The 13,800-nt window shown below is 50.5% G+C and carries 16 protein-coding genes; 2 read left to right on the top strand and 14 right to left on the bottom strand.

Annotated features, from left to right (window positions below; translation table 11 throughout):
- Positions 1-46 precede the first annotated feature (46 nt).
- The 12 genes from L1X57_RS11415 to hemH form a co-directional block, all read right to left on the bottom strand.
- A complete protein-coding gene (locus L1X57_RS11415; protein WP_009721700.1) occupies positions 47-1,303 on the bottom strand; it encodes a lytic murein transglycosylase in 1,257 nt (418 codons plus the stop codon).
- Positions 1,304-1,371: 68 nt separating this feature from the next.
- Positions 1,372-1,818, bottom strand: coding sequence for a DUF3429 domain-containing protein (locus tag L1X57_RS11410; RefSeq protein ID WP_009721699.1), 447 nt, complete (start codon positions 1,816-1,818; stop codon positions 1,372-1,374).
- 49 nt (positions 1,819-1,867) lie between these two features.
- On the bottom strand, positions 1,868-3,289 hold the full coding sequence (locus L1X57_RS11405; protein ID WP_009721698.1) for a DASH family cryptochrome: 1,422 nt from the start codon (positions 3,287-3,289) through the stop codon (positions 1,868-1,870).
- Entirely contained in the window at positions 3,273-3,449 is a 177-nt protein-coding gene (locus L1X57_RS11400) for a DUF2256 domain-containing protein (RefSeq protein WP_009721697.1), read from the bottom strand. The genes L1X57_RS11405 and L1X57_RS11400 overlap by 17 nt, the downstream gene beginning before the upstream one ends.
- 299 nt (positions 3,450-3,748) lie before the next feature.
- Positions 3,749-4,153 carry a monovalent cation/H(+) antiporter subunit G gene (mnhG, locus tag L1X57_RS11395; protein ID WP_009721696.1) on the bottom strand — a complete coding sequence of 135 codons (405 nt, stop codon included), beginning with the start codon at positions 4,151-4,153 and terminating at the stop codon, positions 3,749-3,751.
- A complete protein-coding gene (locus L1X57_RS11390) occupies positions 4,146-4,415 on the bottom strand; it encodes a monovalent cation/H+ antiporter complex subunit F (RefSeq protein ID WP_009721695.1) in 270 nt (89 codons plus the stop codon). The genes mnhG and L1X57_RS11390 overlap by 8 nt, the downstream gene beginning before the upstream one ends.
- The gene (locus L1X57_RS11385) at positions 4,415-4,888 is read right to left on the bottom strand and encodes a Na+/H+ antiporter subunit E (protein ID WP_009721694.1); all 474 of its coding nucleotides are present in this window, start codon (positions 4,886-4,888) and stop codon (positions 4,415-4,417) included. Before L1X57_RS11385 ends, L1X57_RS11390 begins: the two co-directional genes overlap by 1 nt.
- Positions 4,885-6,486 (bottom strand): Na+/H+ antiporter subunit D, encoded by a 1,602-nt coding sequence (locus L1X57_RS11380; RefSeq protein ID WP_009721693.1) that lies wholly within the window; start codon positions 6,484-6,486, stop codon positions 4,885-4,887. Before L1X57_RS11380 ends, L1X57_RS11385 begins: the two co-directional genes overlap by 4 nt.
- Positions 6,483-6,830, bottom strand: coding sequence for a Na+/H+ antiporter subunit C (locus L1X57_RS11375; RefSeq protein ID WP_009721692.1), 348 nt, complete (start codon positions 6,828-6,830; stop codon positions 6,483-6,485). Before L1X57_RS11375 ends, L1X57_RS11380 begins: the two co-directional genes overlap by 4 nt.
- An 18-nt stretch (positions 6,831-6,848) precedes the next feature.
- Complete coding sequence (locus L1X57_RS11370; RefSeq protein ID WP_009721691.1) at positions 6,849-7,280, bottom strand: Na+/H+ antiporter subunit B; 432 nt, start codon at positions 7,278-7,280, stop codon at positions 6,849-6,851.
- Complete coding sequence (locus L1X57_RS11365) at positions 7,273-9,621, bottom strand: putative monovalent cation/H+ antiporter subunit A (RefSeq protein WP_009721690.1); 2,349 nt, start codon at positions 9,619-9,621, stop codon at positions 7,273-7,275. The genes L1X57_RS11370 and L1X57_RS11365 overlap by 8 nt, the downstream gene beginning before the upstream one ends.
- 192 nt (positions 9,622-9,813) lie before the next feature.
- Positions 9,814-10,896: a ferrochelatase gene (gene hemH / locus L1X57_RS11360; protein WP_009721689.1), complete on the bottom strand. Its 1,083-nt coding sequence runs from the start codon at positions 10,894-10,896 to the stop codon at positions 9,814-9,816.
- 112 nt (positions 10,897-11,008) lie between these two features.
- Here hemH and L1X57_RS11355 point away from each other — a divergent pair, with 112 nt between their 5' ends.
- Entirely contained in the window at positions 11,009-12,589 is a 1,581-nt protein-coding gene (locus L1X57_RS11355) for a cryptochrome/photolyase family protein (RefSeq protein ID WP_009721688.1), read from the top strand.
- Complete coding sequence (locus L1X57_RS11350; RefSeq protein ID WP_009721687.1) at positions 12,586-12,984, top strand: thiol-disulfide oxidoreductase DCC family protein; 399 nt, start codon at positions 12,586-12,588, stop codon at positions 12,982-12,984. The genes L1X57_RS11355 and L1X57_RS11350 overlap by 4 nt, the downstream gene beginning before the upstream one ends.
- Before the next feature lie 28 nt (positions 12,985-13,012).
- Here L1X57_RS11350 and L1X57_RS11345 read toward each other — a convergent pair whose 3' ends face one another.
- Both L1X57_RS11345 and L1X57_RS11340 read right to left on the bottom strand, forming a co-directional pair.
- On the bottom strand, positions 13,013-13,315 hold the full coding sequence (locus L1X57_RS11345) for a DUF6482 family protein (RefSeq protein ID WP_009721686.1): 303 nt from the start codon (positions 13,313-13,315) through the stop codon (positions 13,013-13,015).
- Positions 13,316-13,455: 140 nt separating this feature from the next.
- Positions 13,456-13,749: a hypothetical protein gene (locus tag L1X57_RS11340; RefSeq protein ID WP_009721685.1), complete on the bottom strand. Its 294-nt coding sequence runs from the start codon at positions 13,747-13,749 to the stop codon at positions 13,456-13,458.
- Positions 13,750-13,800 lie beyond the last annotated feature (51 nt).

Below are 13,800 nucleotides of genomic sequence, written 5' to 3'. Positions count from 1 at the left end.
AGCCTGAAAAATTTGCATAGCTAAAGAGACTCATCGAAACGAAACATTAGCGCAGTCGTTCTAACAGCGCCTGAGTGGCAAAACCGTCGGGGGTCAACCCCTGATCACGTTGGAAAGCACGCAAGCCTTCACGCGTATTAGGCCCCATGATGCCATCCGCAGTCCCCACGGAGTAACCAGCATTATTTAAGCGCTGCTGCAGGGTACGAACATCATCACGTGTCAGCGGCGCCTGATCTCTGGGCCAAGACTGAGCAATGCCGTCACGACCAGCAATAGCATCCGCCAAGGTAGATACGGCCAAGGCATAACTCGTTGCGTTGTTATAGCGCAGAATTGCCCGGAAATTAGGCCCTACCAAAAATGCTGGGCCGTTTGCTCCTGCGGGCACAATCACCGCAGCGCTATCGAACATAGGGAGTTCACCATTCATTGAGCGCACACCTTGCGCTGCCCATTCAGCGCTGCTGCGCCGTTGTGTTTGTGAATAATCGAAGGAGTCAGGCAAGTTCACTTCAACGCCCCAAGGCTGACCAGCTTGCCACCCTGCCTTCGCAAGGTAGTTAGCCGTAGAAGCCATAACATCAGGAATACTGCCCCAAATGTCTCGACGGCCGTCATTGTCGCCATCCACGGCATACGCTTCAAAACTGCTAGGTATAAACTGCGTGTGCCCCATGGCGCCAGCCCAGGAGCCTTTCATTTGTTCAGCGGCAATGTCACCTTGATCGATAATACGTAGCGCAGCCAACAGCTCGCCCCGTGCAAAATCACGCCGACGCCCGTCGTAGGCAAGTGTTGCCAGCGACTCAAGCGTCGAGAAATCGCCAAAATTGCTGCCATAGTTACTTTCGATACCCCAAATAGCAACGATGATTTCCGCAGGAACACCGTAACGCTGCTGCATTTGTCGCGCAGTATCACGGTGGGCGGCAAGCTTTTCTAGGCCGTTATTGATCCGTGTGCTGGAAACCGCTGTATCTAAGTATTGCCAGATGGGACGAACAAACTCTGGTTGATACCGGTCAAGCTCAATCACCCGTTCCCGGTAGCGAAGCCCATCAAAAGCAGAGGCAAGGGTAGCCTCGCTAATGCCCTGCTGAGCAGCATAGCGGCGAAAATCAGCCAACCACTGATTAAAGTTGGCATAGCTAACTTGTTCTGCCGCTTGAGCATCCACTTCACTCATCAATTGCTGATTAGCAACTGCGCTAGAACTTAGCACCGCACTGCCCGCGGCTAGTGCAAAGGATAAATACAGCGCAGGGCGGATACTCATTGAATCTTTAATTTTCAAAGACATAGCATTAATCTCTTGGCAATCCTTGGCGTGCTTTCGATAATGGCTCAGAAACAGCACAGATGCTAGTCTTACCCGCCTAGCCGAAGTAAAACAATCAGATGAAACGCCACCACTACACCAGTCAGCACACAACGGAGTTTAAGGTACCAATGAGGAAATCCTTCTCGGCCATCACGACTGAGGTCGTAGCCACCAATTAGAATAAAACCTGCCACCAGCACCCACAGCCCGGTAACCACGTCGAACAATAACGCAGGCCAAGCGATTAAACTGGGCACCATCGCAATGATCAAACGTCGGCGGTTTCCTGGACGCGGCACTTGCAGAGCAGCTCCCCAATGGACGCCCCCTAGAAAAGACAAAATAACCGCACTGTAGTAGCTAAACCCATACACCGCCGTTACCTGCCAAACAGAGGGTGCCCACCAGGCGAAGAGCCCCCCGGCAATAAAAGGGATTAAGCCTGCAAGCCCAAGCAGCCAAGCAACGTGGCGGTCATTACTTAACTCACTCATATTGTACAACCCACCTTTTGAGCTCTGTCGTCCATTTTCGAGTGAAACATTACTCATCTGATTCTTGAAGTTCCGTTTTAGCCACTAGCCATCGTTGCCACTCACTTGGCTCTACGTAAGGCGCATCAAACTTAGAAGATGCTACGCGCCAGGGCTGGTGACGCCCCTGCCCTAATGGCAGCGCCTCCAATTCAGGCAGCCAGTACGCAACGTATAGCCCCTGGGGATCGTAATGCCCTGCTTGCTTCAGCACATTAAAGTAACGGTCTTGGCGGGGGTCACGACCAACACCAGCGATATAACGCCAATTGCCCCAGTTACTCGCCACATCGTAATCAATCAGGCAGTGTTCAAACCACCGCGCACCAAGGCGCCAATCGACGTTTAGATCCTTCACTAAGAAACTGGCGACATTTTGGCGCGCTCGGTTGGATATCCATCCGGTATGCTTCAGTTCTAACATGGCAGCGTCTATAAATGGCACGCCGGTTGTAGCATTACGCCACGCGTTGAACGCATTGTTAGCAGGCGGCAACGCTTCACGACCAAATAATACAGCGCCTTCTAACTGAGCCGCTCGGTGAAAGTAATCTCGCCACAATAGTTCAAAAATTATCCAATAACTGGATTCACAGCTTCCGTGAACGGCCTCCCAGTTTTTTACTTCTTGACACGCTTGGCGAGCGGATAAACAACCTCGCGCCAGCCATGGTGAAAAACGTGTGGAAAAATTAGCCCCCAATAAGCCATTACGGGTTTTCTTGTACGATTCCGCGCCGTTTTGCCGCCAGAGATACTGTTGCAAACGATCACTAGCCGCTGACTCACCTCCCACAAATACAAAGCCCTGGCGATTATCAGGCTGCCAGACAGCACTCTCTTCGCATACTGCCTTGAGCGGGGGAAACCCTCTGGGAGCTGATTCAGGCCATGGAGGAAGTGTTATCGGCGCGGGTTGCGGTGCCAGAAACTCACAATGTTTTTCAACACGCCGTCGAAATGCCGAAAAATTAGGCGGCAACTCACTCAATGCAAAGGGAAGATCGTCTGCAGCAATTAAATAGCCACTATCAGCACAAAAAAACTGACACGCAGGCGGGAGTTGTTCAGCGACGCGCGCAATATGCTGTGACTCTTCATACCCCGAATGCGCTGCCACGCGCACTTCTCGTGCACTCAGCATGTCAGCAGTCTCTAGAACAATACTGGCAGGGTCGCCAATGCGAACTAACAAATCACTGCCACGCTGCAGCAGCTCACCACGTAGCTCCATCAAGCTTTGCCATAAAAAGCGTAATCGAGCAGGGCCCAGCCTGGGAGTGTCATCGCCCGCACTCGAAGGCTCAAACCATCGCTGGTCCAGCACATAGAGACAAAGGAGCTGTTCTGGGGGAGCATCAAAATGTAACAAGGGGTTATCAGCTATCCGCAAATTATCCTGAAGCCATACAATATCAGTCGTGCTGTTCATGCACTTGCCTCCTTGGTGTGCTGTGCTGCTTGGCTTCGCGACGGCATCGTTCACTGCAATAGCGCACTTCGTCCCAGCAGCGCGCCCACTTTTTCCGCCAAGTAAAAGGACGCTGGCATTGAACACAGTCTTTTTGCGGTAAATCTTGCTTGCGTTGCATAGAGGTTATCTCGCTGCCCGACACTTACTCGCCACGCGTCAAAAACATGGACACATTATCTTATACAGTATAACTATTGTACATAAATCAGCGTACATGTTTTTGACGTTATGCTTTTCCCCTAACTCCCCCCTGCTCTTTCCCCAGTTTTTTCCGGACTTTTCCCAACGACTTTTCTCACAGCGCTTCAAATAAAAAAAACCATCCAGATGGATGGTTTTTCGAAAAGGCAATGCAACAGCAATGAACAACTATGAAAAAAGTATTAGTCGAAATACAACACAGAAAATTATGGTCAATCAATCAGGGTCTGTGGTTCGTGGATGACGCTTAGCATTTTCATGGGTTTCTAGACCGCTTTTAAGCTCGTGAGTGAGTGGATCATAGTTAGGCCTCAGCTCATCTTTTACTGTACCGCTCCAAAGGCGCGAGCCCACAAAGTAACCTGCCCTACCGATGACATGGGCAGCAATCGGTGCTGTGATTAAAATAAAAACAATAATCGCAAACGAACGCGCAACCACGCCAACTTCAGCAAAGTGCATGGCCGATGCCAGCATAATTAAAATAACCCCTAGCGCTGCAGCCTTAGTGGTCGCGTGCATGCGGGTCAGTAGATCCGGTAGCCGCAGCAAACCGATGGCAGCCAGCAACATAAAGCTCGACCCCGTTATCAACAGCGTGCCTTTGATAAACTCAATCATCTCGCGGCCCCCCACGTTCCAGAAAGCGTGCAAAACCAATCGCCGCTAAAAAGCCCATTAAGGCAATCACGATTGCCGCATCAAGAAAACTCGCGACGCCTGATTGAATAGCATAAACGCCAACCAGCCCCACTACGGTTGTAGAAAACAACTCAAGTGCAACGACGCGATCGGGCAAGCTAGGCCCACGCACGACACGCACAAAGGTCAGTACAAGCGCCAACCCCATAATTATCTGGCTTATCAGAATAACGGTATCCATTAACGAAATAGCTCCAATGCACGGTGCTCCATCTCTTTTAAGTTATTTCGAAGCTCTTCTTCATCATCCAAAAACATAGCGTGGATATAGAGCACCTTTCGATCGTCAGAGACATCAAGGCTCAACGTACCGGGTGTTAGCGAGATCAAATTAGCCACCATGGTAATTTCCATCTCGCTCTGTGCAGAAAGGGGAAATGCAATAACGCCGGGCTTCATATGCCAAGGAGGCGTCAGTATATCGAAGGCGACCCGCAGGTTAGCCTGCACTAGCTCCTTAATAAAAAAACCAACGAATCCAATAATCCGCGGCACACGAGCCGGATAGCCTTTCAACGCTTCGACTTGAGGTTCAATTAACAGCAACGCTATGTAGCCAAAAATCATCCCCACCAGCAGATTGAGGCCGGTAAAATCACCACTCAGCAGTACCCAGGCTAGCCCGAGTAAAAGGTTCCAGATCGCACCGGTCATGGGGAGTCCTCCGCACGGTCACCTATTTGCTCCGCCTGCAACTCAATCGGGTCAATTAGCGCTGCTTCAGCGCTAGCAGACACACCCAGTACGGCCTCAATGTAACCCGATGGAGACATTAGCTGATCACCGATAAGGGTCATCACCTGCATAATAGGCTCAGCAAAAACGCCTATTAATAACGACATCATGGCCAGCACAACGACCGGCGTATACATCATCCACAGGTTTGGTTTTAGTAATCGACCGTCATCACCGACGGAGGTTTGTGAAGCAGGTACATTGTTTTCTTCTGGCAAGGCTTTCCAGAACACTTCGTTCCAAATTTTCACCATGGAGTAAAGCGTCATGAGCCCTACTGCCAGTGCAAACCCTGTCGCCACATACGCCCCAGCTTCCAGGCCAGCACGAACCAGCACAAACTTAGCAAAGAAACCCGATAGAGGCGGAATGCCTGCCAACGAAAACGCTGAAATAAAGAACGCCACGGCTAACCAAGGGCGCTCGCGATAAAGTCCGCCCATTTTTTTAAGCTGATAAGAGCCTTGCAAATGATGGGTAATACCACTGATCAGGAACAGGTTCGTTTTGACAATAATGTTATGCACGATGGCGAACACACCACCCGCAATCGCTAGCGGTGTATACAGCGCCAAGCCAAGGATCATGTAGCCAATCTGGCTCACAATATGAAACGAGAGAATACGCCGGAACTCATACTGAGCAGCGGCACCCAGCACGCCAGTGACCATTGTCAGCACAGCCCCCCATAGCATTATGTCCTGCAAATAGCCCATTGTTTGATCAAAGATAAGGGTGAACACACGGAATAACGAATACACCCCTACTTTTGTCAGCAAACCAGCAAACAGCGCCGATACGGCTACTGGCGGCGTGTGATAGGAAGCAGGCAGCCAGAAAAAGAGCGGAAAGGCGGCGGCTTTAATACCAAAAGCCACCATAAACATAACAGCGAGCACTTCGACCATGCCGCTATGCTCAGCCTCATCCATTCGCAGAGCAATGTCGGCCATGTTTAGCGTGCCTACCGTGCCATACAGTAGCCCCACGGCCGTTAAGAAAATCACTGAAGCCAGCAGGTTCAACGTGACATATTTAATAGCGCCTTCCATCTGGGCTCGCTCACCGCCCAGAATTAACAACGCAAACGACGCCACCAGCATTACTTCAAACCAAACATACAGATTGAAAATGTCGCCAGTTAAAAAGGCACCTGCAACCCCCGCTAACAGCAAATGCATCAGTGGGTAATAGCCAAATTTTTCGTGACCACGCCCCGTGGTGGCCAACGAATAAATGCCCATCGCCAAACCAATGATGCCCGTCATTAAAATCATGACGGCACTCAACATATCGGCAATTAGCGTGATCCCAAATGGAGCCGGCCAACTGCCCATCTGCATGGTGATGTAACCATCAAACAAAACAGCAACAAACAACCATACACACACAAGCAGCAGCGCAACGTTACCCGCTACCGCAATAAAACGTTGGACGGGGCGAGAGCGCCAAAACAGTAATGAAAGAGCCCCAGAAAGCAGTGGCAGCAGGACGGGAAGAGCAACTTCAGGCCTCACGTGTCGGTATCCTTCATTTTGTCCAAATCATCTGCCTTTACAATTTCATAGGCACGGCGAATTAACACGACAGCAAATGCCAGCACCCCAAATGCAATAACAATCGCCGTCAGTACAACGGCTTGGGGCAACGGGTCTGCTACCTCACCTAACGGCTGTAGCATTCCTTCCGGTATTAGCGGTGGCGCTCCGCGCGTCATGCCTGCCGTAGTAAAAATCAGCAAGTTGGCCGCATTCGAAAGCAGCAGCAGGCCAATCACCAATTTCACAATAGAGCGACGTAGCATCATAAAAATAGCGGCGGCGTAGAGTAGCCCAATCGCTAGTGCCATTAGCGGTTCCATACAGGCCCTCCTGATACATTAAGGTTCATCCTTATCCACCTCCATCAGCGCCATCACCATTCCCATCACCGAACCAAGAACGGCAAAGTACACGCCTATATCGAAAATCAGCGGTGTAGACGCTTTGAAATCAATGACAGGAATAGTCCACCACTGAGCGGTTAAAAACGGTTGGCCCATAAACCAGGCAGGCACCACTGAAATCATGCCCAGCAACAGCCCAATCCCAATTAAGTCGCGAGGGTCGACCATGCGCAGCACGTCTTTGGTGGCACTTACCCCAAAGGCAAACAGGTAAAGCGTGAAGGCCCCCGCCGCCACGAGCCCAGCAATAAACCCACCCCCTGGTTCATCGTGTCCACGTAGCAGCAAGAAAATTGAAAACATCAGCTGTAGCGGCATCAAAAACCGCGCTGCCGTATTGAGAATAATCGTGCCTGATTTAACCATCGTACGGCTCCTTAACACTGGGTTTTTCGCCTTCTGTCGCTTTGCTTTCATCTCCGCCGTGGCGCAGTTTAAGCATGGCGATAACCCCAATAGCAGCAAGAGCAAGCACAAACATTTCGCCTAGCGTATCGAGGGCACGATAGTCCACCAAGATGACGTTCACAATGTTGCGACCATAAGCCAGAGGAGCACTATTTTCGATCATATAGGCTGAAATCGGCTCAAACTGATCGATACTCCAAGCGGTCATAATCAGTAGGAAAATTAGAATTCCCATTGTTGCCGCCACGGCACCATCTCGAATACGTTCCAAGTTTGTGGAAAGGTTTGAAAAACGCGGCAAACGGAAGAGCACCAAAACCAACAAGATAACGGTGAGGGTCTCAACTAGCAGTTGGGTAATGCCCAAGTCGGGCGCACTGAAGAGAATGAATATAAGTGCAATCGAGAATCCCATAATGCCGACCGAGACCACTGCACCAAGACGTGAACGAGAAATGGTCGCAAACAACGCTCCCATTACCATGGTGCCAGCGACAATTACCTCATGGAAGCGCACGTCCAGCGTCAGCGCCAGTTGAGGCGCATGGCGCACAAGTATTGAGTTACCAATCAAGGCAATCAGCACCACCAGCATGACGAGAATATAGTTGCGCATATAACCGTTTTGCAGCAGGCGTGTTTGCCATTCAGAAAAGCGCACAATACCGTTCATTAAACCTTCGTAACCCGCTTCGGGGCCATGCCGCATCACTGGTGCCAGCATTGCTAGCTTGCTACGCACACCATCCCAGCGCTTAAACAGTAAAAAGCCTAGTCCAAGACTAACAATCGACATGATGAGCGCCATGTTGATGCCATACCAAAGCGATAATGAAACTGGCAGCGGCTCACCTGCCACCGCCGTCGCGGCCGACGTAAGCAGCGCATCAGCCCCCAACATAGCTGGCGCCAGCCCTAACACAAGCGAACCAAGCGCTAGTACAGCGGGGCCAATCAGCATACTAAACGGCGCTTCATGGGGTATTTTTGGCGTTTCAAGTTGCCGTCCATAGAAGGGCCGGAATGCAATAATGGCAGCCACTGCAATCGTCAAAATAGCGGCCAGAAAAGCAAACAGGACTAACAATATCTTGAAACGCTCGGCCCCAAGCGCCGCCTCCAGCATTAGCTCCTTACCAATGAAGCCGAATAATGGCGGCACGCCCGCCAACGACAGTGTCGCAACACAGGCAATCACCGCAGTAACTGGCATGGCAGATTTCAACCCGCCCATGGCAGTAACGTCCTTGGTGCCTGTCTCATGGTCCAAAATACCGGCGACCATAAACAGCGCCCCTTTGTACATCGAATGGGCAAGCAAGAAAGTAACAAATGCCGTCATGGCGTACTCAGAACCAATGCCCAACAGCATGGTTAACGTGCCAAGCGCCATAATGGTGGAATAAGCCAACAGCTTTTTGATATTGGTGTGATGAATCGCTAAAAAGGCGCCTGTCAGCATCGTGATCGCACCGACAACCGACAGTATTCCTACCCACAGGGCTGTACCACCCAGCTCAGGCTGTAAGCGAGCCATTAAGTAAATACCCGCTTTCACCATAGTGGCCGAGTGCAGGTATGCTGATACAGGCGTTGGCGCCGCCATGGCGTTGGGCAACCAAAAATGAAAAGGGAACTGGGCCGATTTTGTGAATGCTCCCAGCAGCAAGCAAATGAGCATAGGGGCATAAAGCGAATGTTCACGAAGATCGCTCTCCATTTGGCCTATCTCATAAAGCGACCAGCTTCCGCTTGCTACCCCCAATAACACCAGGCCTGCCATCAGCGCCAATCCACCGGCAACTGTCACAAACAAACCCTGACGAGCTGATTTTCTTGCCTCAATATCGGTATGGTTAAAGCCAATTAATAAATAAGACGTGATGCTGGTTAATTCCCAAAATACGAAAAGCGTAAGCAATCCGTCAGCGAGCACCAGCCCCAACATAGAGGCCATAAAAGCCACAAGCGCTAAATGAAACCGCGCGATATCGGTATGGCCTTTGAGATAACCACCAGCATAGATCAACACGAAAGTGCCGATAACGGTAATCAACAGCCCAAATAACAGTGACAGCCCATCAAGCAGGAAGCTCAGGCTAATGCCTAATGATGGCACCCAAGACCACTCCAACAGAAGCGGCCCCTCACTCATAACAATAGGTGCCTGACTTAACAGCCAAGCAGCCATCAAAGCAGGGAACAGTGCCAGCACTAGGCTTGTCCGTTCTCCAAACCAGCGGTTGAGCAAAGGCGACGACGCTGCCAGCACAAAGCCCATTAACACAGCGAATTGCATCCGGTGGTTTCTCCCTATAAGAACGTTTCAGTTAACCCTAAGGCAGCAGCAAGACCGAACGGCCCTAAGCGTTGAATAAATGTGATTTTTAATGCACAGACCTTATACCAAGGTTGACCAAATTTCTAGAAATCTAGGTCCCATAAAAAAGCCGCCTTAGTTAAGCACCTTGGCGGCTTGTAACAAAACGCATTATTTAGAAGCAGGAAGCCAACCGGCCAACTCATTGTTAACGACCGCTAACAGCGCATCGATGTGGTCGTCACGATCATTCAAGCAGGGAATATAACTAAACGTCTCGCCCCCTGCTTCCATAAAGCTATCGTGAATTTCCTCTTTGATCTCTTCCAGGGTTTCAACACAATCGGAAGAGAAAGCAGGCGACATAATCGCAATATGTTTGTGCCCCTGCTTGGCAAGCTCAGCCACATGATCAACGGTTTGTGGGCCTACCCACTTTTCAGGGCCAAACTGAGATTGGAACGCTGTATCCACTTCCTCTTTGCTCAGCCCCAGTTTTTCACGCATCAAGCGCGTCGTTTTCTGACATTGGCAATGGTAGGGGTCACCTTCTAGTAAGTAACGTTCGGGGACGCCATGGTAGCTTGCTACCAGCTTAGTCGGACGCGTTTCAAAACCGTCGTAAGCTTCTTGCACTGAATTCGCCAGCGCCTGAATATAGGCGGGATGCTCAAAATAAGCGGGCACCGTACGAATATAAGGCTGCCATTTCATTTTCATCAACGTACGAAATGCCTGATCATTTGCCGTTGCGGTCGTAGGCGAGCCGTACTGGGGATAAAGCGGGAAGAAAACAATCCGCTCACAGCCCTTCTCTTTCATGCGGTTGAGGACACTTTCAGTCGACGGATTGCCATAGCGCATACAGAAATCAACTTCGACATTATCGCCATATAGCGCCTTCAAACGCGCAGCCATTTTTTCTGTTTGGGCACGCGTTGTCGTCAGCAAAGGGCTCTCATTCTTTTCATTATTCCAGATGCTTTTATAAGCATTTCCAGATGAAAAGGGCCGCTTAGTCAAAATAATCAGCTGTAAAAGCGGCTGCCACTTCCAGTTGGCGTAATCGACGACACGTTTATCAGACAAAAACTCGCTGAGATAGCGCCGCATAGACCAATAGTCAGTTGCGTCCGGGGTGCCCAAGTTAGCCAACACCACGCCCACTTTTGCAGGGGGAACAGCAGGGTGATCACTTGGAGCATGGGCCAAGCGCCCTTCTCCCGGCTGATCTTTCACAACGCTATCGACCATGTCGCTAACTCCTCGGATACTTTAAATAGTTGGCAAAATCTTAACACTTTTCGGCAAAGTTGCGGCATAAAGTTATACTATCAACATTATTTGTATAACTGCAGGCCAACTCATGTCTAAGCCTTTACTACTCGTTCTTGGTGACCAGCTTTCGCTTTCATTGGCGACCCTGCGCGACGCACCAACTAACGCAGTGGTCGCCCTTTGCGAGGTCGCCGAAGAAGCGCGTTATGTGCCTCACCATATACACAAGATCGGCTTGTTTATGGCCGCCATGCGACACTTTGCTCAGGCGCTGCGCGATAAAGGCTATAACGTTCACTACAGCCGTATTGATGACGCCGATAATACCCAGTCACTCATCGCGGAAGCCGAACGCATTGCGACTCAGTACGGCTGCAATGAAGTGTGCGTGGCAAGACCTGGTGAATGGCGGCTTTGGGATGCCATGCAGCAGCGTCAAGAGGCTTCCTTACCCTGGCGAATAATCGAAGATGACCGTTTTTTCACCTCACCTGATGACTTTTCCAACTGGGCTAAAGGACGTAAACAGCTTCGCTTAGAGTATTTCTATCGAGAGCAGCGCAAACGAACGGGGCTGCTGATGGAAGGCGATACACCCGCAGGTGGTAAATGGAACTTTGATCACGATAACCGTGATCCGATTCATGCATCGCTCAGCTTTCCCTCACTTCCCACCCATTGCCAAGATGCGTTAACCCAGGAAGCGCTCAATGATGCCAAGCACCATTTTAGCGAGCACATGGGGTCTCTGGAGAACTTCAACCTACCCGTCACCCGCCGACAGGCGCTGGTGGATTTAAACCACTTCCTTGATAAGGGGCTGGCCGACTTTGGCCGATATCAGGATGCGATCAGCGACTCAGAACCGTTTCTTTATCACTCCAGGCTGTCGGCGGCGCTCAATATCGGTCTGCTAACACCCCATGAAGTCTGTGAAGCCGCTGAGCAACAGTACCTAGCGGGCCATGCTCCTATCAATGCAGTTGAAGGGTTTATTCGTCAAATACTCGGTTGGCGAGAGTATGTGCGCGGGCTCTATTGGACACAAATGCCGGCTTATAAGCGCGAAAACCAGCTTGGCTTTGAGCGCGAGCTGCCGGCCTTTTATTGGGATGGCAATACCGATATGCGCTGCTTGCAGCGCGCCATTCAAATGACCATCGACAACAGCTACGCTCACCACATACAGCGCTTAATGGTGACCGGCAACTTTGCCCTGCTGTGTGGTGTTAAACCTGAAGCGCTCTGCGACTGGTACTTAGCGGTTTATGCCGATGCCTGCGAGTGGGTTGAGCTGCCTAACACTTTGGGTATGGTGCTGCATGCTGACGGCGGTCTAATGGGCTCCAAGCCTTATTGCGCCTCCGGCAAATATATCGACAAGATGTCTGACCATTGCCAGCACTGTCGCTATTCCCCGAAACAAGTAACTGGCCCAAAAGCGTGCCCATTTAACAGCCTTTACTGGCATTTTCTGGAAACCAACGCTGAACAGCTGAACCGCAACCCACGCATGAAACTGATCTATGGGTCACTCTCACGCATGAAAGATGAAAAGCGTGACGCGATGCGTCAGCAAGCTGAACAGTTTCTTGCCTCACTACCGACCAGCCAAAGCTACGGCCAAGCTCTCCACACGCAAGGCTATTTCTCCAAGGATACTCAATGAGCCGCTTCTCTACGCTTCGTGCAAAGCCACCTGTCACGCTTTACCACGATGGCCACTGCCCTTTTTGCCGCGTGGAAGTCGCGTGGCTTGCAAAGCATCGCCATCAAGAACGCGTCACGCTAGTGGATATTCAGAGTAGTGATTTCAATGCAGCCGATGTAGGACGCAGATTTGACGACATGATGGGGCTGCTGCATGTCAAAGACAGTCAAGGAAATTGGTATATCGGCATGGATGCCAGCCGGGCCCTCTATGCAGTACTGGGCTACCGGTGGCTAGTGTGGCTTTCTTGCTTACCAGGCCTGCGAGGAGTAATGGATGCAGGCTATCGTTTTTTTGCCCGTCGCCGCGTTCGGCTGGGCCAGTGGTGGGATAAGCGTCACGCTAACAAATGAAGACGCCAATGTTAAAGTGCTAACAATGCTAGAACACTAGTGGCATACGCGACGTTAGTGGCGAACTGTAATGAGCATCGCGTCCAATCACTTCATCCTGGGGTACATGCTGCACTAAGTAAGCACGGTGAATACCAGCACGTTTTAGCTCAAGATAAACATCATCTAGTGAGCGAAACAACATTGGCTTACCACGTTGGGTCAGCATATGACGCTCACCCTCAACATCTTCGAGCTCTACTTGGTAAAAGCGGCTACCCGAATGGGTAATAACGCGTATTTCAAAATTATCGTGACCCGCAACAAATTGCTTTAGTTCTTTTAGTTCCATGGTTCCCTCCTATGATTGTTCATCATCATGGGGCACAGCATGACGGTACCCCATGACAATTTTATTACCTTGGCACTAACTGCCTATGACGGCAACATCACAAAAGAGTTCCTGACCAAAACGTCAACTTATTCGTCGAATTATTGATACTCAGACGGGTCGATTGCTTTACCTAACGAGTTGCGGTCTATCCAGTTACCACCTTTAGTTTCCTTGTAACGGAAAACCACTTTATCGCCCACCGTTACCGGCAGCTCTGAATCCTCGGTTTGGTAGCTATATTTTTCCCCTTCAACTACCAGGAAGTAACGATAGAGGTCAGGCATTCCCAACCACTCTTTAAATGGCCCTTCTCGCTCTAGTGACTGCAGTTCCCCACGGCCTTCCAACTTAGGAAGACGCTTACGGTTACCACGTCTAAAACCACCTGCCATTTGCTACTCCTGTCTATCTGCTTCGTCGGGGAGAAGCATTATACGTTCTCC

Source organism: Halomonas sp. TD01, from assembly GCF_923868895.1.
Lineage (GTDB): Bacteria > Pseudomonadota > Gammaproteobacteria > Pseudomonadales > Halomonadaceae > Vreelandella.
The sequence above is the reverse complement of the archived record's forward strand: the minus strand, read 5'-3'. Positions and strand labels throughout refer to the sequence as shown.